Raw genomic sequence first — 19,665 nt, 5'->3', positions numbered from 1 at the left:
AAATTGGGTCTGTAGCTCAGTTGGTTAGAGCGCACCCCTGATAAGGGTGAGGTCGGCAGTTCGAATCTGCCCAGACCCACCAATTTTGTGTGGGAAACGCCTGTAGAAATATGGGGCCATAGCTCAGCTGGGAGAGCGCCTGCCTTGCACGCAGGAGGTCAACGGTTCGATCCCGTTTGGCTCCACCACTACTGCTTCTGACGTATGAAAGCTTAGAAATGAGCATTCCATCCTGGCGATGGTGAATGTTGATTTCTAGTCTTTGATTAGATCGTTCTTTAAAAATTTGGGTATGTGATAGAAAGATAGACTGAACGTTACTTTCACTGGTAACGGATCAGGCTAAGGTAAAATTTGTGAGTGATTACAGATTTTCGGCGAATGTCGTCTTCACAGTATAACCAGATTGCTTGGGGTTATATGGTCAAGTGAAGAAGCGCATACGGTGGATGCCTTGGCAGTCAGAGGCGATGAAAGACGTGGTAGCCTGCGAAAAGCTTCGGGGAGTCGGCAAACAGACTTTGATCCGGAGATGTCTGAATGGGGGAACCCAGCCATCATAAGATGGTTATCTTGTACTGAATACATAGGTGCAAGAGGCGAACCAGGGGAACTGAAACATCTAAGTACCCTGAGGAAAAGAAATCAACCGAGATTCCCTTAGTAGTGGCGAGCGAACGGGGACTAGCCCTTAAGTGGCTTTGAGATTAGCGGAACGCTCTGGAAAGTGCGGCCATAGTGGGTGATAGCCCTGTACGCGAAAGTCTCTTAGTCATGAAATCGAGTAGGACGGAGCACGAGAAACTTTGTCTGAATATGGGGGGACCATCCTCCAAGGCTAAATACTACTGACTGACCGATAGTGAACTAGTACCGTGAGGGAAAGGCGAAAAGAACCCCGGAGAGGGGAGTGAAATAGATCCTGAAACCGTATGCGTACAAGCAGTGGGAGCCCACTTTGTTGGGTGACTGCGTACCTTTTGTATAATGGGTCAGCGACTTATTTTCAGTGGCGAGCTTAACCGAATAGGGGAGGCGTAGCGAAAGCGAGTCTTAATAGGGCGTCTAGTCGCTGGGAATAGACCCGAAACCGGGCGATCTATCCATGGGCAGGTTGAAGGTTGGGTAACACTAACTGGAGGACCGAACCGACTACCGTTGAAAAGTTAGCGGATGACCTGTGGATCGGAGTGAAAGGCTAATCAAGCTCGGAGATAGCTGGTTCTCCTCGAAAGCTATTTAGGTAGCGCCTCATGTATCACTGTAGGGGGTAGAGCACTGTTTCGGCTAGGGGGTCATCCCGACTTACCAAACCGATGCAAACTCCGAATACCTACAAGTGCCGAGCATGGGAGACACACGGCGGGTGCTAACGTCCGTCGTGAAAAGGGAAACAACCCAGACCGTCAGCTAAGGTCCCAAAGTTATGGTTAAGTGGGAAACGATGTGGGAAGGCTTAGACAGCTAGGAGGTTGGCTTAGAAGCAGCCACCCTTTAAAGAAAGCGTAATAGCTCACTAGTCGAGTCGGCCTGCGCGGAAGATGTAACGGGGCTCAAACCATACACCGAAGCTACGGGTATCACGTAAGTGATGCGGTAGAGGAGCGTTCTGTAAGCCTGTGAAGGTGAGTTGAGAAGCTTGCTGGAGGTATCAGAAGTGCGAATGCTGACATGAGTAACGACAATGGGTGTGAAAAACACCCACGCCGAAAGACCAAGGTTTCCTGCGCAACGTTAATCGACGCAGGGTTAGTCGGTCCCTAAGGCGAGGCTGAAAAGCGTAGTCGATGGAAAACAGGTTAATATTCCTGTACTTCTGGTTATTGCGATGGAGGGACGGAGAAGGCTAGGCCAGCTTGGCGTTGGTTGTCCAAGTTTAAGGTGGTAGGCTGGAATCTTAGGTAAATCCGGGATTCTAAGGCCGAGAGCTGATGACGAGCTAACTTTTAGTTAGCGAAGTGGTTGATGCCATGCTTCCAAGAAAAGCTTCTAAGCTTCAGGTAACCAGGAACCGTACCCCAAACCGACACAGGTGGTTGGGTAGAGAATACCAAGGCGCTTGAGAGAACTCGGGTGAAGGAACTAGGCAAAATGGCACCGTAACTTCGGGAGAAGGTGCGCCGGTGAGGGTGAAGGACTTGCTCCGTAAGCCCATGCCGGTCGAAGATACCAGGCCGCTGCGACTGTTTATTAAAAACACAGCACTCTGCAAACACGAAAGTGGACGTATAGGGTGTGACGCCTGCCCGGTGCCGGAAGGTTAATTGATGGGGTTAGCTAACGCGAAGCTCTTGATCGAAGCCCCGGTAAACGGCGGCCGTAACTATAACGGTCCTAAGGTAGCGAAATTCCTTGTCGGGTAAGTTCCGACCTGCACGAATGGCGTAACGATGGCGGCGCTGTCTCCACCCGAGACTCAGTGAAATTGAAATCGCTGTGAAGATGCAGTGTATCCGCGGCTAGACGGAAAGACCCCGTGAACCTTTACTATAGCTTTGCACTGGACTTTGAATTTGCTTGTGTAGGATAGGTGGGAGGCTTTGAAGCGTGGACGCCAGTCTGCGTGGAGCCAACCTTGAAATACCACCCTGGCAACTTTGAGGTTCTAACTCAGGTCCGTTATCCGGATCGAGGACAGTGTATGGTGGGTAGTTTGACTGGGGCGGTCTCCTCCTAAAGAGTAACGGAGGAGTACGAAGGTGCGCTCAGACCGGTCGGAAATCGGTCGTAGAGTATAAAGGCAAAAGCGCGCTTGACTGCGAGACAGACACGTCGAGCAGGTACGAAAGTAGGTCTTAGTGATCCGGTGGTTCTGTATGGAAGGGCCATCGCTCAACGGATAAAAGGTACTCCGGGGATAACAGGCTGATACCGCCCAAGAGTTCATATCGACGGCGGTGTTTGGCACCTCGATGTCGGCTCATCACATCCTGGGGCTGAAGCCGGTCCCAAGGGTATGGCTGTTCGCCATTTAAAGTGGTACGCGAGCTGGGTTTAGAACGTCGTGAGACAGTTCGGTCCCTATCTGCCGTGGACGTTTGAGATTTGAGAGGGGCTGCTCCTAGTACGAGAGGACCGGAGTGGACGAACCTCTGGTGTTCCGGTTGTCACGCCAGTGGCATTGCCGGGTAGCTATGTTCGGAATAGATAACCGCTGAAAGCATCTAAGCGGGAAACTAGCCTCAAGATGAGATCTCACTGGAACCTTGAGTTCCCTGAAGGGCCGTCGAAGACTACGACGTTGATAGGTTGGGTGTGTAAGCGCTGTGAGGCGTTGAGCTAACCAATACTAATTGCCCGTGAGGCTTGACCATATAACACCCAAGCAATTTGACTACTCGAAAGAGCATCAGATTGCGGTGTGTGAAGACGAAACGAACCGAAAGTTTGTAACTCACAAAACACCGACTGCTGTCACATACCCAATTTGCTGAAGCGAGGCCATCTGGTCACGAGTCAGTACCCGAATTTCTTGACGACCATAGAGCATTGGAACCACCTGATCCCATCCCGAACTCAGTAGTGAAACGATGCATCGCCGATGGTAGTGTGGGGTTTCCCCATGTGAGAGTAGGTCATCGTCAAGATTAAATTCCGAAACCCCATTTGCGAAAGCAGATGGGGTTTTGTTTTGGGCGCTCGGAAAGTGCGAAGAAGCTCATCAGAGCGACCTTCAATGCTAAAGTCCTTTCCTCGATTTAGCTTTTCCCAAGGAAGCCGTTATGCCGGATGCGACGTCACTCAGCGCTGGATTCATGGTGGTTCACGGCAATCGCCTGGACGAACTGCGCAGCTTGGTGGTGAGTTGGATGCGCCGTTACCCTCTGGCGCCCCTGGAAAACGAAATCGCGTTGGTACAAAGCAACGGCATTGCTCAATGGCTCAAGTTGGCCCTGGCGGAAGACCCGCAAGAGGACGATATGGGCGGCTGCGGCATCGCCGCCGCCATCGACGTGCAACTTCCCGGCAGCTTCATGTGGCAGCTCTATCGCATGGTCTTGGGACGTGACGAAATCCCCCCCAAGTCTCTGCTCGATAAAGCTCCACTCACATGGCGCTTGATGCGCTTGCTTCCGGAACTCATCGATCGACCGCATTTCGAGCCATTACAACGCTTTTTGACCCACGACACGGATCTACGTAAACGCTACCAACTGGCGGAGCGCCTGGCCGACTTGTTCGACCAATATCAGGTCTACCGCGCCGACTGGCTGGAAGACTGGGCTGCCGGTCGCCACCAATTGCGCAACGGTCGAGGCGAACCCAAGCCACTCAACCCCTCCAACTGCTGGCAAGCTGAGTTATGGCGCGCATTGCTACTGGATGTAGGGGCAGAGGGCATGGCCCAAAGCCGGGCCGGTGTTCATCAGCGCTTCATCGAACGCATCAATGCCCTTGCGCAAGCACCTAATGGGCTGCCTTCGCGGGTGATCGTTTTCGGGATTTCTTCCCTGCCTGCCCAAGCGCTCGAAGCCCTTGCCGGACTCGCCCGTTTCAGCCAAGTCCTGCTGTGCGTGCACAACCCTTGTCGCCATCATTGGTCCGACATCGTTGCCGACAAAGACCTACTGCGTAACGAATACAAACGCCAAGCGCGCAAAGCTGGCATGCCGCTCACGCTCGATTCACAGACCCTGCACCAGCACGCCCACCCGTTACTCGCTGCCTGGGGCAAGCAAGGCCGCGACTACATCAGCCTGCTGGACAGTTATGACGACCCCAACAGTTACCGCGCAGCCTTCCACGACGGTCGCATCGACCTGTTCAGCGACAGCGTCCCCACCACACTGCTCAACCAACTCCAGGACGATATCCTCGAGCTACGCCCACTCAATGAAACGCGTGAGCGATGGGCTGCTGTCGATCTGCAACGTGATACGTCAATCCGCTTCCACATTGCCCACAGCGCTCAACGCGAAGTGGAAATTCTCCACGACCAATTGCTTCAACGCTTCAGCGACGATCCGTCACTGCGCCCCCGTGACATCATCGTCATGGTCCCCGATGTCGACAGCTACGCGCCGCATATTCGCGCCGTGTTCGGCCAGTTGGAAAGAAGCGACTCCCGCTTCATCCCCTTCACCCTTACCGATCAAGGCCAGCGTGGCCGCGACCCGCTGCTGATCGCCGTTGAACACCTGCTCAAACTCCCTGACAGCCGCTTCCCCGTCAGCGAAATTCTTGACCTGCTCGACGTTCCCGCGCTGCGCGAACGTTTCGCCATCAAGGAGCGCGACCTGCCCACGCTGCACCGCTGGATCGAAGGCGCCGGCATTCGTTGGGGCCTCAACGCCGAACAACGTGCCGGCCTCGGTCTGCCGGTAGACCTGGAGCAGAACAGCTGGCGATTTGGCCTGCGTCGTATGCTGTTGGGGTACGCCGTCGGCACCGGTGCCGCTTGCAACGGCATTGAACCCTACGATGAAATCGGTGGCCTCGACGCGGCGTTGATTGGCCCCTTGGTCGCTCTGCTCGACGCATTGCATGACGCGCATCAAACGCTCTCCCAACCGGCCGCGCCCCAAGAGTGGGGCGAACGTCTACGACGATTGATGCAACTTTTCTTCCTGCCCAGCAGCGAGCACGACGACTACCTGCTCGGCCAACTCGAACAACTCCGGGAAACGTGGCTGGAAACCTGCGAGTCCGTTGGCCTGCAGGACCAATTACCTCTCACTGTAGTGCGCGAAGCCTGGCTGGCCGGTCTCGATCAAGGCCGCTTGTCCCAGCGTTTCCTCGCCGGTGCTGTCAATTTTTGTACCCTGATGCCTATGCGAGCGATCCCGTTCAAGCTCGTTTGCCTGCTCGGCATGAACGACGGCGACTACCCTCGCGCGCAACCGCCGCTGGATTTCGACCTGATGGGCAGCGACTACCGCCCCGGTGATCGTTCACGCCGCGAAGACGACCGCTACCTGCTACTCGAAGCCTTGCTGTCCGCCCGCGATCAGCTCTATATCAGTTGGGTGGGCCGCAGCATCCGCGACAATAGCGAGCGCCCCGCATCAGTACTGATCGGCCAACTGCGCGATCATATCGCCAGCGGCTGGCATAACGCACAAGCAACCCCCCTAGTGGAGGCGATGACCCAGGAACACCCTCTTCAACCTTTCAGCGCCCGCTATTTCCACGAAGACGACCCGCTGTTCAGTTATGCCCGCGAGTGGCAATTGCTCCACCAAACGGCCGACGCCGTGGTTAATGCAGATGAGCTGGCGCAGCACCACCAGGAGGAACCGCTGAGCCTTGGCCAGCTACAAGACTTCCTGCGCAACCCGGTCAAACACTTCTTCAGCCAGCGCCTCAAGGTATTTTTCGAAGCTGCCGAAGTGCCTTTGGCTGATGAAGAACCCTTCGTCCTCGATGCATTGCAACGCTACAGCTTGAGTGACAGCCTGTTGAACGCCGCGCTGTCACAGCCGGCTCAGCTCGACCAAGCCCTCAACGCCCAGGCCTTGCGTTTGCAAGGCAGCGGTCTGTTGCCCATGGTCGGTTTCGGCGAGTGCCTGCGCAACGAACTGATCGAGCCTTTGCCCGACCTGCTACAGCGCTACCACCAATTACTGGCCCTCTGGCCAACCCCGCATCCCGGTGCCGAACCGATCAGTTTCGAGCATCAAGGCATTGCGCTGGAGGGCTGGATCAGTGGGCTGCATCGACGCAGTGATGGCGGGTTGCTAAGCATCACCACCATCCCCAACAGCATTGGCTCGGTCAAAACGCGCAAGTGGCATCGCCTGATCCGTCCGTGGGTCAATCACCTGGTGGCGTGTGCCTGCGGTCTGCCGCTGAGCACCGGTCTGGTGGCCAGCGACGACACCTTGCTGCTGGCCCCGCTGGATAAAGCCGCCGCCCGGGAAACCCTCGGCGAACTGCTGCTGGCCTGGCGCTACGGCATGCAAAAACCACTTGCGGTAGCCGTTAAAACTGCCTTCGCCTGGCTCAGCCAAACCGACCCGGACAAGGCCCACGCCGCAGCGCGCAAAGCCTACGAAGGCGACGGCTTGACCTCCGACGGCGAGCGCCGCGAAACCCCCGCGCTCACCCGACAATTCCCCGATTACAGCGCCTTGATCGCGAATGAAGAATTCGAAGGTTGGTGCGAAACCCTCTATCGCCCACTGCTCAATGCTCCCTGGCGATCACTTACAGGCGAGGAGGTCGGCACATGAACAACAAACCCTTGGCCCTGGCCTTCCCGCTAAAAGGCAGCCAACTGATTGAAGCCAGCGCCGGTACCGGCAAAACCTTCACCATCTCCGCGTTGTACCTGCGCCTGGTGCTTGGCCACGGCGGTCAAGAGTCCGGCTTTGGCCGCGAACTGCTGCCGCCGCAAATCCTGGTGGTGACCTTCACGGATGCGGCAACGAAAGAGTTGCGTGAACGTATCCGCATTCGCCTGGCTGAAGCCGCGCGGTTTTTTCGCGACGAAATCGATCAGCCCGATGCCCTGATCGCAGAGCTGCGCGAAGAATACCCACCCGAGCAATGGCCCGGCTGCGCCAACCGCTTGGACATTGCCGCGCAGTGGATGGACGAGGCCGCCGTTTCGACCATTCATAGTTGGTGCCAGCGCATGCTGCGCGAACATGCGTTCGACAGCGGCAGCCTGTTTACCCAGACCCTGGAGACCGACCACAGCGACCTGCTGGGCCAAGTGCTGCGCGATTACTGGCGGTTGTTCTGCTACCCCATGCACGACGACGCCCTCAACTGGGTGCGCAGCAACTGGGGTGGCCCCGCTGCGTTGATGCCACGCGTGCGCGCACTGTTCGGCAGCGAACGGCCGACAGATGAAAACCGCGAACCCGCCGAGTTGATCAGCGCTTGCCTGCAAGAACGCCGCGAAGCGTTGATCAACATCAAAGCTCCCTGGCAACAATGGGCCGCTGAGCTACGCGATATCTGCCTGCAAGCGGTGGCCGCCAAAGCGGTCGACGGCCGCAAGATGCAAGCTCGCTACTTTGAGCCCTGGTTCGAGAAGATCAGCGCCTGGGCCGCAGACGACACCCTGGAACAACTGGACATCGGCACCGGTTTTACCCGGCTCACCCCCGACGGTATAGCCGAAGCCTGGAAGGGCGACCCACCGCAGCATCCCGGCATTGACGCCATGGCCAGCCTTAAAGCCAGCCTTGACGCCCTGCCTACCCCCGATGCCGCCGTGTTGCAACACGCCGCCGGCTGGGTGAGCAAGCGCTTCGAAGAAGAAAAACGCCGCCGCGCCGAAATGGGCTTCGACGACATGCTGATCCGCCTCAACGCGGCCTTGCAAGCCGACGGCGGCGAGCGCCTGGCTAACGTGATTCGTGAGCAGTTCCCGGTAGCCCTGATCGATGAATTCCAAGACACCGACCCCGTGCAATACAACATCTTCGACAGCATTTACCGCATCGAAGAAAACCACCCCGACAGCGGCTTGTTCCTGATCGGCGACCCCAAGCAGGCGATCTACGCCTTCCGTGGTGCCGATATCTATACCTACTTGCGTGCGCGGCAGTCCACCACCGGACGGCACCACACCTTGGGCACCAACTTCCGCTCCAGCCATGCGATGGTCGAGGCGGTAAACCATGTATTCCAGCGCGCGGAAACAGGTCGCGGTGCGTTCTTGTTCCGTGAACCCAATGGTGATAACCCGGTGCCGTTCCAGCCGGTGCTGTCCCAAGGACGCAAGGAAAAACTCCAGGTCGATGGCCAAACGCTGCCGGCGATGAACCTCTGGCACCTGCCTACCGACCAACCCGTATCCAACGCGGTGTACCGCCAGCAATTGGCCGGCGCGTGCGCCACGCAGATTGTCGCGTTGCTCAACGGCGGCCAGCAGGGCACGGCCGGCTTCCTACACTCAGATGACAGCTACAAAGGCGTACTACCGTCAGACATCGCCATCCTCGTGCGCGACGGTAAAGAAGCCCAGGCCGTGCGCGCCGAGTTGGCTGCTCGTGGTGTGCGTAGCGTGTACCTGTCCGATAAGGACTCGGTGTTCGCCGCCCAAGAAGCCCACGACCTGCTGGCCTGGCTCAAGGCCTGCGCAGAGCCCGACGTCGAGCGCCCGCTGCGCGCCGCGCTGGCCTGCGTCACGCTCAACCTTTCCCTGCCGGAACTGGAGCGTCTGAACCAGGACGAACTGGCGTGGGAAACCCGTGTGATGCAATTTCGTGGCTATCGCGCGATCTGGCGTACCCAAGGCGTGCTGCCGATGCTGCGTCGCCTGCTCCACGATTTCAAACTGCCACAAACCCTGATCGCCCGCAGCGACGGCGAGCGCGTGTTGACCAACCTGCTGCACCTGAGTGAACTGCTGCAACAGGCCGCTTCGGAGCTGGATGGCGAACAGGCGCTGATCCGCCATCTGGCCGAACACCTGGCGTCGTCCGGCCAGGCCGGCGAAGAGCAGATCCTGCGGCTGGAAAGTGATGAGCAATTGGTCAAGGTAGTGACCATCCACAAATCCAAGGGCCTGGAGTACGACTTGGTGTTCCTGCCGTTCATTTGTTCGGCCAAACCGGTAGACGGCAGCCGATTGCCGCTGCACTACCACGACGAACACGGTAAATCCCAGGTCAGCCTGCGCCCAACCGCCGAGTTGATTGCCCAGGCCGATGACGAGCGTCTGGCCGAAGACCTGCGTCTGTTCTACGTAGCCCTGACGCGCGCCAAACATGCCTGCTGGCTTGGCGTTGCCGACCTCAAGCGCGGCAACAGCGCCAGTTCGGTATTGCACCTGTCGGCGCTGGGCTATTTGCTCGCCGGCGGGGCCTCGTTGGCGGAATCGGCAGGCCTGGCGCGTTGGCTGCTGGACCTGCAGCAAGGCTGCCCGGCCATCCACTACGCCCACGTACCCGAAGCGCAAGAAAGCCTGTTTCACCCACCGCGCAACCAGGCCACCTTGCTCGCGCCGTTATTGCCCAAGCGCAAGGCCGCCGAAAACTGGTGGATCGCGTCCTACAGCGCCTTGCGCATTGGCGACAGCATGAGCGTCGCCAATCTCGAGGCACCAGAAAGCCCGCAAGCGCAAAAGCTGTTCGATGACGAACGCCTCGACCCCGACGCACCGCGTGAAGTGGCGGTGTCCGGCGGCGACATACACCGTTTCCCACGCGGCCCCAACCCCGGCACCTTCCTCCACGGCTTGCTGGAGTGGGCCGGCGAAGAAGGCTTCAACGTGTCACCGCAGGCCATCGAAAACGCCGTAGGCGCCCGTTGCAATCGCCGCAACTGGGAAGGCTGGATCATCACCCTCAGCGGTTGGCTGGGCCATTTGCTGCAAACGCCGCTGCCGGTGGATAACGCTCACGTTACCCTCAGCAGCCTGCAGCAATACCAGATCGAAATGGAGTTCTGGTTCGCCAGCCATAAAGTCGACGTGCTCGCCCTCGATAAGCTGGTGTGCCAGTACACCCACAACGGTGTCGCGCGGGTAGCCGCCGAGCCGGTGCTGCTCAACGGTATGTTCAAGGGCTTTATCGACCTGACTTTCGAACATGACGGCCGCTATTACGTGGCCGACTATAAATCCAACTGGCTCGGCCCAGACGATTCGGCCTACACCCTCGATGCCATGGAGCGTTCGATCCTTGAGCATCGGTATGACTTGCAATACGTGCTTTACCTGCTGGCCCTGCACCGCCAACTGAAGGCTCGTCTGCCGGACTATGACTACGACCGTCACGTCGGTGGTGCGCTGTATGTGTTTCTGCGCGGCACCCAGTCCGCGAGCCGGGGCGCGTATTTCACCCGGCCGCCACGAGAACTGATCGAAGGCCTGGACCTGTTGTTCCAGGGCAAGCCCATCCCGCCCAAGGTTGAGCCCGCCTGGGAACAAGGAGTGTTGTTATGAGCCTGTCGCCGTTACCGCTTGAAGCGCTGGAGCCCCTGGGCCGCGCCGCCGACCTGGTGCAGTTGCTTGAGCGATGGGTTGACCGTGGTTGGCTGCGGGCGTTGGACAAGGCCTTTGTCGGTTTCCTGCATGAACTCGACCCGCAGGCCGACCCCTTGGTGCTGCTGGCGGCGGCCTTGACCAGCCATCAATTGGGCCACGGTCACGTGTGCCTCGACCTGTTTGAAACCCTCAAGGCGCCGGATTTCGCCTTGTCCTTGCCGCCCGAAGGCGACCTGCAAACCGGTGCCATGCTACTGCCGTCGCAATTGCTTGATGGTCTCGACGGTGCCCATTGGTGCCATGCCCTGGCCGCGAGCCCGCTGGTCGCCCTGGCGTTGGACGCCAGCGAAGCCGCGCAAAGCCGTCCGCTGGTGCTGTCCGGCAAACGCTTGTACCTGCGCCGCTACTGGGCCTACGAGCGCCGCATCGACAGCGCTCTACGCCAGCGGCTGGCGAGCGAAGAAGCGGTCGCCGCCGATTTGCCCGAACGCCTCAACGGTCTGTTTGACCAGCCGGCGCCCGATGGCGTCATCGACTGGCAAAAGCTCGCCTGCGCCCTGGCTACCCGAGGTGCCTTCAGCATCGTCACCGGCGGCCCCGGTACCGGCAAGACCACCACCGTGGTGCGCTTGCTCGCCTTGTTGCAGGCGCCTGCCGTCGAGGCCGGCAGCCCGTTGCGCATCCGTCTTGCCGCGCCCACCGGTAAAGCCGCCGCGCGCCTTACCGAGTCCATCAGCCAGCAAGTGCTGTCGCTGAAAGTGCCGCAAAGCGTGAAGGAAAAGATCCCGACCCAAGTCACCACTGTTCACCGTTTACTGGGCAGTCGCCCCGGCACCCGGCACTTCCGTCATCACCTGGGCAACCCATTGCCATTGGATGTGCTGGTGGTGGACGAAGCCTCGATGATCGACCTGGAGATGATGGCCAACCTGTTGGACGCGTTGCCGCCCCATGCGCGCCTGGTGCTGTTGGGCGACAAGGACCAACTCGCCTCGGTGGAGGCCGGCGCCGTACTCGGCGACTTGTGCCGCGACGCCGAAGCCGGCTGGTACAGCCCCCAGACCCGCCAATGGCTGCAAACCGTCAGCGGCGAAGACCTCAGCGCCGGCGGCCTGCGCGAAGACCTCGACGGTAGCCATCCCCTGGCCCAGCAAGTGGTGATGCTGCGTTACTCGCGACGTTTCGGCGAAGGCAGCGGCATCGGCCAACTGGCACGCTGGGTTAACCAGCAGAACGCCGAAGAGGCGCGCAAACTGCTGGCCGCGCGCAGCCACCGCGACCTGTTCTGCGTAGGCCTTAAGGGTGAGCACGACCACGCCTTGGAACGTCTGGTTTTGGACGGGCAGGGTGAGGGTGCCGAGGGCTATCGCTATTACCTCAAGCTGCTGCACAGCGCCCGTCCGTCCCTCGACACCCCGCGTGAAGACGCCGCCTGGACCCACTGGGCGCAGCAATTGTTGCAAGCCTTCGATGCGTTTCAGCTGCTCTGCGCGGTGCGCAAGGGCCCGTGGGGCGTGGAAGGGCTGAACCTGCGCATCACCGCGGCCTTGCGCAAAGTTCGGCTGATCGAGGGCGAAGAGCAATGGTATGAAGGCCGCCCGGTACTCATGACCCGTAATGACTATGGCCTGGGCCTGATGAACGGCGACATCGGCATCGCCCTCAAACTCCCCGAAAGCAACGGCGGCCCCCACGTGTTGCGCGTGGCGTTCCCACGTAACGACGGCCAGGGCGGCGTGCGATTTGTGCTGCCCAGCCGGCTTAACGATGTGGAAACCGTGTACGCCATGACCGTGCACAAATCCCAGGGCTCGGAGTTCACTCACACGGCATTGATCCTGCCAGACGCCTTGAACCCGGTATTGACCAAGGAGCTGATCTACACCGGCATTACCCGCGCCAAGCGCTGGTTCAGCCTGATCGAACCGCGTGGCGGGGTGTTTGAGGAGGCCGTACGGCGCAAGGTCAAGCGCTTGAGTGGGTTGATGCTGGAGCTGGGCCAGGAAGCAGACAAAACTGACTGAACGGTTATTTAATCTTTCTGGTTGAGTTGTAGGTGTTTTCTGAAAAAATAGCAGGACCCTTCGAGGTGGCACCCTCACGGGGTTTTCCTGCCGTGTGCTATCGTTGCGGCATCATCCCAACAAGACCAAAGAGAATCGCTGCATGAACGTGGCTGTCTCGCCCATAGGCCGTAGCTTGAGCTGGAGACGCGTGTGGTTGGTGGCGATTCTCTGCCTGCTGGCACCGTGCGCGTTTGCCGAGGCGCCGAGCGCAGCGGACCAGCGTGCCCAGGCGGTCACCCAGGTGGTGCTCGGTATTCTCAGCTATGCCCGCTGGCCGGTAGAACCCACCCAACTGCACCTGTGCATTGTCGGCCCGACCCAATACACCGATGACCTGATCAAAGGCACCACCCAAGCCACCGGGCGCCCGGTGGAGGTGCGGCGCTTGTTGGCCGACCATCCCGATATCGTCAATGCCTGTGACGCGGTGTACATCGGCAAGCTCAGCAATGACGAACGCAGCCGCCTGTTTACCTCCTTGATCGGCCACCCGGTGCTCAGCATCAGCGAAGGCGGCGACCAATGCACCGTGGGCAGTTTGTTCTGCCTGCGAGTGGGCGATGAGCAGGTGTCGTTTGAGGTCAACCTCGACTCGGTGGCGCGCAGCGGCGTGCGCATTCATCCCAGTGTGCTGCAACTGTCACGTCGTCGGGCACCCGGTTCATGACAGCCGTGAAAGCGCGACCGACCCTGCGTTCCGTCATCGGTCGAGGGCACTTGATCCTGGCTCTGGTGGCAGTGACCCTGGCCAGTGTGTCGCTGACCCTGCTCGGCGTATTGGCGCTTAGGGTCTACGCCGAACACAACCTGCACCTGATCGCTCGCTCCATCAACTACACCGTGGAAGCCGCCGTGGTGTTCAACGACCGCGCCGCTGCCACCGAGGCGCTCAGCCTGATTGCGTCTACCGAGGAAGTGGCCGAGGCCCAAGTGCTGGATGCCAACGGCAAGTCACTGGCGAACTGGGAACGCCCGGAAACCGGCATGCTCTCGCGGCTGGAACTGGCGCTGGCGCACACCCTGCTCGAACAGCCCATCAGCCAGCCGATACTGCACCAGGGGCGTACCATCGGCAGCATCCACCTGAGCGGCCACGGCGGCAGCCTGTTGCGCTTTTTGCTCAGCGGCCTGGCCGGCATTCTGGTGTGTACCGCCCTCAGCGCCTGGGTGGCCCTGCACTTGGCGCGGCGCCTGCTGCGGGGCATCACCGAGCCGCTGCAAAGCCTTGCCGCCGTGGCCCACGCCGCACGCAGCGAGCGCGATTTTAACCGCCGCGTGCCGCCGGCGCGCATCGCCGAACTCGACAGCCTGGGCAGCGACTTCAATGCCTTGCTGGGCGAAATGCAAGCCTGGCAAAACCACCTGCAAAGCGAAAACGAAACCCTGGCGCACCAGGCCAATCACGACAGCCTCACCGGCCTGCCCAACCGCGCGTTCTTCGAAGGCCGGCTGATCCGCGCCCTGCGCAGCGCCGCGAAGCTCGACGAAAAAGTGGCGGTGCTGTTCCTCGACAGCGACCGTTTCAAAGAAATCAACGACAGCTTTGGCCACGCCGCCGGCGATACCGTCCTCGTCGCCGTGGCCAACCGCGTGCGTGCGCAGCTGCGTGAAGACGACCTGGTGGCGCGTCTGGGCGGTGATGAGTTCGCCATCCTGCTGGCACCCTTGCACACGGTCGAGGATGCCCAAGGCATCGCCGACAAGATCATCGCCAGCATGGATTTACCCATCGTTGTACCTGGCGACGCCCAGGTGCTGACCTCACTGAGCATCGGTATCGCGATCTATCCCGACCATGGCGCGACACCCGGCGCCTTACTCAATGCCGCCGACACGGCGATGTACCAGGCCAAACGGTTTTTCCAGGGCGGCCATCAAACGGCAGAGTCGGAGCACTCCGCCGTCAATGTTCAACACAGGAGTTGATCCCTTGTTTTCGACTGCACGCGTTATGTTCTTCATGTTATGGGTGGCGCTGCTGGCCCTCGGCGGCTGTCAGACACCACCCCCCAAAGGCCTGACCCCGGCGCAGGTGGCGGTCCTCAAACAACAAGGTTTCGAACTCACCGACGAAGGCTGGGCATTCGGCTTGTCGGGCAAAGTGCTGTTTGGCAGCGACGTCGAAACCCTCAACCCACCCAGCACCGAGATCGTCCAACGCATCGGCAAGGCCCTGCTGGGCGTCGGCATCGAACGTGTGCGCATCGACGGCCATACCGACACCTCGGGCAAGGAAATCTACAACCAACAACTCTCCTTGCGCCGCGCCAAAAGCGTGGCCACGGTGTTGACGGGCGTAGGCATGAAAGAAGAAAACGTCCAACTGCGCGGGTTGGGCAGCAGCGAGCCGGTGGCATCCAACGACACCGCAGCAGGGCGTACCGAGAATCGGCGGGTGTCGATCGTGGTGATTGCCGACTGAGCGCACTCGCCAGTTCTTATCTGAAATGCAATCAACTGTGGGAGGGGGCTTGCTCCCGATAGCAATGCATCAGTCACTACCTCCAGTGACTGACACACTGCTATCGGCGGCAAGCCCCTCCCACATTTCAACCGCCGAATGCTGGCCTTCAATCTGCAAACCTCATCTCCCGCGTCTCCCCCATCAACAACCCCTGGTTCTGCTCCGTCACCTCGCGGATGTAATCCCACAGCAACGTAATGCGCTTCAACTTCCTCAGATCCTCGCGGCAATACATCCAAAACTGTCTGGTAATCGCAATCTGCTCCCCCAGCACCGGCAATAACCGCGGGTCCTGCGCCGCCAGAAAGCACGGCAGTATCGCCATCGACCGGCCCTGCTGCGCCGCCACGTATTGCGCGATTACGCTGGTACTGCGCAGGCTGGCGCTGGCGCCGGGCACCACGTTCGCCAGGTACAGCAACTCCGAGCTGAACGCCAAGTCGTCCACGTAGCTGATAAACGGATGCTCGGCCAAATCCGCCGGGCGTTGGATGGGGGGATGTTGGTCGAGGTAGCCCTGGGTGGCGTACAACTGCAATTTGTAGTCGCACAGTTTGCAGCACACATAGGGCCCGTGTTCCGGGCGTTCCAGGGCGATGACGATGTCGGCTTCGCGCTTGGACAGGCTGATGAAGTGGGGCAGGGGCAGGATGTCTACCGAAATCGCCGGGTAGGTGTCGACGAAGTGGCTCAACTGCGGGGTAACAAAGAAACTGCCGAAGCCCTCGGTGCACCCCATGCGCACATGCCCGGACAGCGCCACGCCAGAGCCGGAGACTTGCTCGCAGGCCATGTGCAGGGTGCTTTCGATGGACTCGGCGTAGCCCAGCAAACGCTGGCCTTCGGCGGTGAGCACGAAGCCGTTGGTCCGGGATTTTTCGAACAGCAGCGTGCCGAGCGACACTTCCAGTGAACTGATGCGCCGCGACACGGTGGTGTAGTCCACCGCCAGGCGCTTGGCGGCGACGCTGGCCTTGCGGGTGCGCGCCACTTCGAGGAAAAACTTCAGGTCATCCCAGTTCAGGGAACCCAGTGATGTGATGTTTTTTTGCATATTGGACCGGCTTTTATGTGCGTTCTTATTAGAGATTTGCACATCTATACTCCAAAAACAGTCCGAACGCCTCATTCTTCAAGGCGATTCAAGCGCCTTGTCTCTAGATAAATATAAGAGTTGGAGACCCCATGAACGCATCTGCCGATATTTCCGTACAACAGGTCAAATTGCTGATCAATGGCGAGTGGGTCGAGTCCAAGACCACCCACTGGCAAGACATCGTCAACCCGGCCACCCAGCAGGTACTGGCCAAAGTCCCGTTTGCCACGGCCGAGGAAGTCAACGCCGCCATCGACGCCGCCCATCGCGCCTTCCAGACCTGGAAGCTCACGCCGATCGGCGCACGCATGCGCATCATGCTCAAGCTGCAAGCCTTGATCCGTGAACATTCCAAACGTATCGCCGTCGTCCTCAGCGCCGAGCAGGGCAAGACTATTGCCGACGCCGAGGGCGATATTTTCCGTGGCCTGGAAGTGGTGGAACACGCCTGTTCCATTGGCACCCTGCAAATGGGCGAGTTCGCCGAGAACGTCGCGGGCGGGGTCGACACCTATACCCTGCGCCAGCCCATCGGCGTGTGCGCCGGCATCACCCCGTTCAACTTCCCGGCGATGATCCCGCTGTGGATGTTCCCGATGGCCATCGCCTGCGGTAACACCTTCGTCCTCAAGCCATCCGAGCAGGACCCGCTGTCGACCCTGCTGCTGGTGGAGCTGGCGCTGGAAGCCGGTGTACCGGCCGGCGTGCTCAACGTGGTGCATGGCGGCAAGGACGTGGTGGATGCGCTCTGTACCCACAAAGACATCAAGGCCGTCTCCTTCGTCGGTTCGACGGCGGTCGGCACTCACGTCTATGACCTGGCCGGCAAACACGGCAAGCGCGTGCAGTCGATGATGGGCGCGAAGAACCACGCGGTGGTGCTGCCGGATGCCAATCGCGAACACACGCTCAACGCCTTGGTGGGAGCCGGTTTCGGCGCGGCGGGCCAGCGCTGCATGGCCACCTCGGTGGTGGTGCTGGTGGGCGCCGCCAAGCAATGGCTGCCGGACCTCAAGGCGCTGGCGCAGAAACTCAAGGTCAACGCGGGCAGCGAAGCCGGCACCGATGTGGGCCCGGTGATCTCCAAGCGCGCCAAAGCGCGCATCCTGGAGCTGATCGAAAGCGGCGTCAAAGAAGGCGCCAAGCTGGAGCTGGACGGCCGTGACATTCAAGTGCCGGGCTTCGAGCAAGGCAACTTCGTCGGCCCGACCCTGTTCTCGGGCGTGACCACGGACATGCAGATCTACACCCAGGAAATCTTCGGCCCGGTGCTGGTGGTGCTGGAAGTCGACACCCTCGACCAGGCCATTGCGCTGGTCAACGCCAACCCGTTCGGCAACGGCACCGGTCTGTTCACCCAGAGTGGGGCGGCGGCGCGCAAGTTCCAGAGCGAGATCGACGTAGGCCAGGTCGGCATCAACATTCCGATCCCGGTGCCGGTGCCGTTCTTCAGCTTTACCGGCTCGCGTGGCTCCAAGCTCGGCGACCTCGGCCCTTACGGCAAGCAAGTGGTGCAGTTCTATACCCAGACCAAAACCGTCACCAGCCGCTGGTTCGATGACGACACGGTCAACGATGGCGTCAACACCACCATCAACCTGCGCTGATTTTGGAGACGACCATGAAAATTGCATTTATCGGCCTGGGCAACATGGGCGCGCCCATGGCCCGCAACCTGATCAAGGCCGGCCATGCGCTGAACCTGTTCGACCTGAACCAGGCCGTGCTCAAGGAACTCGCCGAACTGGGCGGCCGCATCAGCGACTCACCGCGTGATGCGGCCAGTGGCGCCGAGCTGGTCATTACCATGCTGCCGGCCGCCGCCCATGTGCGCAGCGTCTGGTTGAACGAAGATGGCGTACTCGCCGGTATCGGCAAGGGCGTGCCGGCGGTGGATTGCAGCACCATCGACCCGCAAACCGCGCGCGAGGTGGCGGCGGCTGCCGCCAAACACGGTGTAGTGATGGCCGACGCACCGGTCTCCGGCGGTACCGGCGGGGCACAAGCCGGCACCCTGACCTTCATGGTCGGCGCCACCCCGGAACTGTTCGCCACCCTGCAACCGGTGCTGGCGCAGATGGGTCGTAACATCGTGCATTGCGGTGATGTGGGCACCGGGCAGATCGCCAAGATCTGCAACAACCTGCTGCTGGGCATCAGCATGGTCGGCGTCAGCGAAGCCATGGCGCTGGGCGACGCGCTGGGTATCGACACCCAGGTGCTGGCCGGCATCATCAACAGCTCCACCGGGCGTTGCTGGAGCTCCGACACCTACAACCCATGGCCGGGCGTGATTGAAACCGCGCCGTCATCGCGCGGCTATACCGGCGGGTTCGGCGCGGACTTGATGCTCAAGGACCTGGGGCTGGCCACCGAAGCGGCGCGCCAAGCCAGGCAACCGGTGATTCTCGGCGCGGTGGCCCAGCAGTTGTATCAATCGATGAGCCAGCGCGGGGAGGGGGGCAAGGACTTCTCGGCGATCATCAACAGCTATCGCAAGCCCAAATAACCCGTTGTGGTGAGCGGGCTTGCGGTGGCAAGCCCGCTCACTACAAAACAGCTTCAGGCAAACACAAAATACTTACGCACCGTTTCGACCACTTCCCACGTTCCCTTCATCCCCGGCTCCACCACAAAGATATCCCCAGCCCGCAGGTGGATCGGCGCCATCCCTTCAGGGGTGATGATGCAGTAGCCTTCCTGGAAGTGGCAGTATTCCCACTTCACGTAGTCCACATACCACTTGCCCGGGGTGCAGATCCACGTGCCCATGATCTTGCTGCCGTCTTCGCTGGTGTAGGCATTGAGGTTGACGGTGTGCGGGTCGCCTTCGAGCTTTTCCCATTTGCAGGCGTCCAGGACCGGCAGGGGATGGGTGTCGCGCAATACAGTGATGGGCTTGGGCATGATGACTCCGAGGCAGGGAATTAAAAGAAGCACCCTAAAGCCTTGGGCGCGGGGCCGGTGGTCTGAACTCGACACTGGGATACCCAGAAGCGCAGGCGCATACGGTTCTACTGGCACAGCGAGGACAATGTGGGGGCTTTGGTGGCAGCTCCCCTGTGGTTGGGCGGCACTTTCGAGCGTAAACCAGGCATTTCCTCGCAGTAACTGCGAAAGATTTCCCGCTCTGCGCCAGAATTCGCAAGAAAAT

10 protein-coding genes, 2 tRNA genes and 2 rRNA genes are annotated in these 19,665 nt (G+C 60.0%); 12 read left to right on the top strand and 2 right to left on the bottom strand.

Annotated features, from left to right (window positions below; translation table 11 throughout):
• Positions 1-5 precede the first annotated feature (5 nt).
• The 10 genes from AB4O25_RS14195 (at position 6) to AB4O25_RS14150 (ending at position 15,373) form a co-directional block, all read left to right on the top strand.
• A tRNA-Ile gene (locus AB4O25_RS14195) sits at positions 6-82 on the top strand.
• A gap of 30 nt (positions 83-112) precedes the next feature.
• Positions 113-188, top strand: a tRNA-Ala gene (locus tag AB4O25_RS14190).
• Between the two features lie 234 nt (positions 189-422).
• Positions 423-3,314: ribosomal RNA gene (locus tag AB4O25_RS14185) — 23S ribosomal RNA — on the top strand.
• A gap of 157 nt (positions 3,315-3,471) precedes the next feature.
• Positions 3,472-3,587: ribosomal RNA gene (gene rrf / locus AB4O25_RS14180) — 5S ribosomal RNA — on the top strand.
• A 135-nt stretch (positions 3,588-3,722) separates the two neighbouring features.
• A complete protein-coding gene (gene recC / locus AB4O25_RS14175; protein ID WP_460149680.1) occupies positions 3,723-7,172 on the top strand; it encodes an exodeoxyribonuclease V subunit gamma in 3,450 nt (1,149 codons plus the stop codon).
• Entirely contained in the window at positions 7,169-10,843 is a 3,675-nt protein-coding gene (gene recB / locus AB4O25_RS14170; RefSeq protein ID WP_460149679.1) for an exodeoxyribonuclease V subunit beta, read from the top strand. Before recC ends, recB begins: the two co-directional genes overlap by 4 nt.
• Entirely contained in the window at positions 10,840-12,909 is a 2,070-nt protein-coding gene (gene recD / locus AB4O25_RS14165; RefSeq protein WP_223496612.1) for an exodeoxyribonuclease V subunit alpha, read from the top strand. Before recB ends, recD begins: the two co-directional genes overlap by 4 nt.
• 142 nt (positions 12,910-13,051) lie before the next feature.
• Positions 13,052-13,618 carry a YfiR family protein gene (locus AB4O25_RS14160; RefSeq protein ID WP_017530723.1) on the top strand — a complete coding sequence of 189 codons (567 nt, stop codon included), beginning with the start codon at positions 13,052-13,054 and terminating at the stop codon, positions 13,616-13,618.
• A complete protein-coding gene (locus AB4O25_RS14155; protein WP_460149678.1) occupies positions 13,615-14,877 on the top strand; it encodes a diguanylate cyclase domain-containing protein in 1,263 nt (420 codons plus the stop codon). The genes AB4O25_RS14160 and AB4O25_RS14155 overlap by 4 nt, the downstream gene beginning before the upstream one ends.
• 4 nt (positions 14,878-14,881) lie before the next feature.
• On the top strand, positions 14,882-15,373 hold the full coding sequence (locus tag AB4O25_RS14150) for an OmpA family protein (RefSeq protein ID WP_065876582.1): 492 nt from the start codon (positions 14,882-14,884) through the stop codon (positions 15,371-15,373).
• 148 nt (positions 15,374-15,521) lie between these two features.
• Here the strand turns inward: AB4O25_RS14150 and AB4O25_RS14145 are convergent, their stop codons facing one another.
• Positions 15,522-16,469: a LysR family transcriptional regulator gene (locus tag AB4O25_RS14145; RefSeq protein ID WP_017531082.1), complete on the bottom strand. Its 948-nt coding sequence runs from the start codon at positions 16,467-16,469 to the stop codon at positions 15,522-15,524.
• A gap of 131 nt (positions 16,470-16,600) precedes the next feature.
• Between AB4O25_RS14145 and AB4O25_RS14140 the strand changes: the two genes are divergently transcribed.
• Positions 16,601-18,118 carry a CoA-acylating methylmalonate-semialdehyde dehydrogenase gene (locus tag AB4O25_RS14140; protein ID WP_017531081.1) on the top strand — a complete coding sequence of 506 codons (1,518 nt, stop codon included), beginning with the start codon at positions 16,601-16,603 and terminating at the stop codon, positions 18,116-18,118.
• A gap of 14 nt (positions 18,119-18,132) precedes the next feature.
• Entirely contained in the window at positions 18,133-19,020 is an 888-nt protein-coding gene (gene mmsB / locus AB4O25_RS14135) for a 3-hydroxyisobutyrate dehydrogenase (RefSeq protein ID WP_017531080.1), read from the top strand.
• Between the two features lie 53 nt (positions 19,021-19,073).
• Here the strand turns inward: mmsB and AB4O25_RS14130 are convergent, their stop codons facing one another.
• The gene (locus AB4O25_RS14130; RefSeq protein WP_017531079.1) at positions 19,074-19,418 is read right to left on the bottom strand and encodes a cupin domain-containing protein; all 345 of its coding nucleotides are present in this window, start codon (positions 19,416-19,418) and stop codon (positions 19,074-19,076) included.
• Between the last annotated feature and the right edge of the window lie 247 nt (positions 19,419-19,665).

The sequence above is a fragment of the Pseudomonas sp. S3_A03 genome (assembly GCF_054668275.1).
Note: the sequence above shows the minus strand (reverse complement) of the source record. Positions and strands in the feature narration are given on the sequence as shown.

Coding starts and splice junctions, on each gene's coding strand:
- recC (WP_460149680.1), top strand. CDS start 3,723: ATGCCGGATGCGACGTCACTCAGCGCTGGATTCATGGTGGTTCACGGC.
- recB (WP_460149679.1), top strand. CDS start 7,169: ATGAACAACAAACCCTTGGCCCTGGCCTTCCCGCTAAAAGGCAGCCAA.
- recD (WP_223496612.1), top strand. CDS start 10,840: ATGAGCCTGTCGCCGTTACCGCTTGAAGCGCTGGAGCCCCTGGGCCGC.
- AB4O25_RS14160 (WP_017530723.1), top strand. CDS start 13,052: ATGAACGTGGCTGTCTCGCCCATAGGCCGTAGCTTGAGCTGGAGACGC.
- AB4O25_RS14155 (WP_460149678.1), top strand. CDS start 13,615: ATGACAGCCGTGAAAGCGCGACCGACCCTGCGTTCCGTCATCGGTCGA.
- AB4O25_RS14145 (WP_017531082.1), bottom strand. CDS start 16,469: ATGCAAAAAAACATCACATCACTGGGTTCCCTGAACTGGGATGACCTG.
- AB4O25_RS14140 (WP_017531081.1), top strand. CDS start 16,601: ATGAACGCATCTGCCGATATTTCCGTACAACAGGTCAAATTGCTGATC.
- mmsB (WP_017531080.1), top strand. CDS start 18,133: ATGAAAATTGCATTTATCGGCCTGGGCAACATGGGCGCGCCCATGGCC.
- AB4O25_RS14130 (WP_017531079.1), bottom strand. CDS start 19,418: ATGCCCAAGCCCATCACTGTATTGCGCGACACCCATCCCCTGCCGGTC.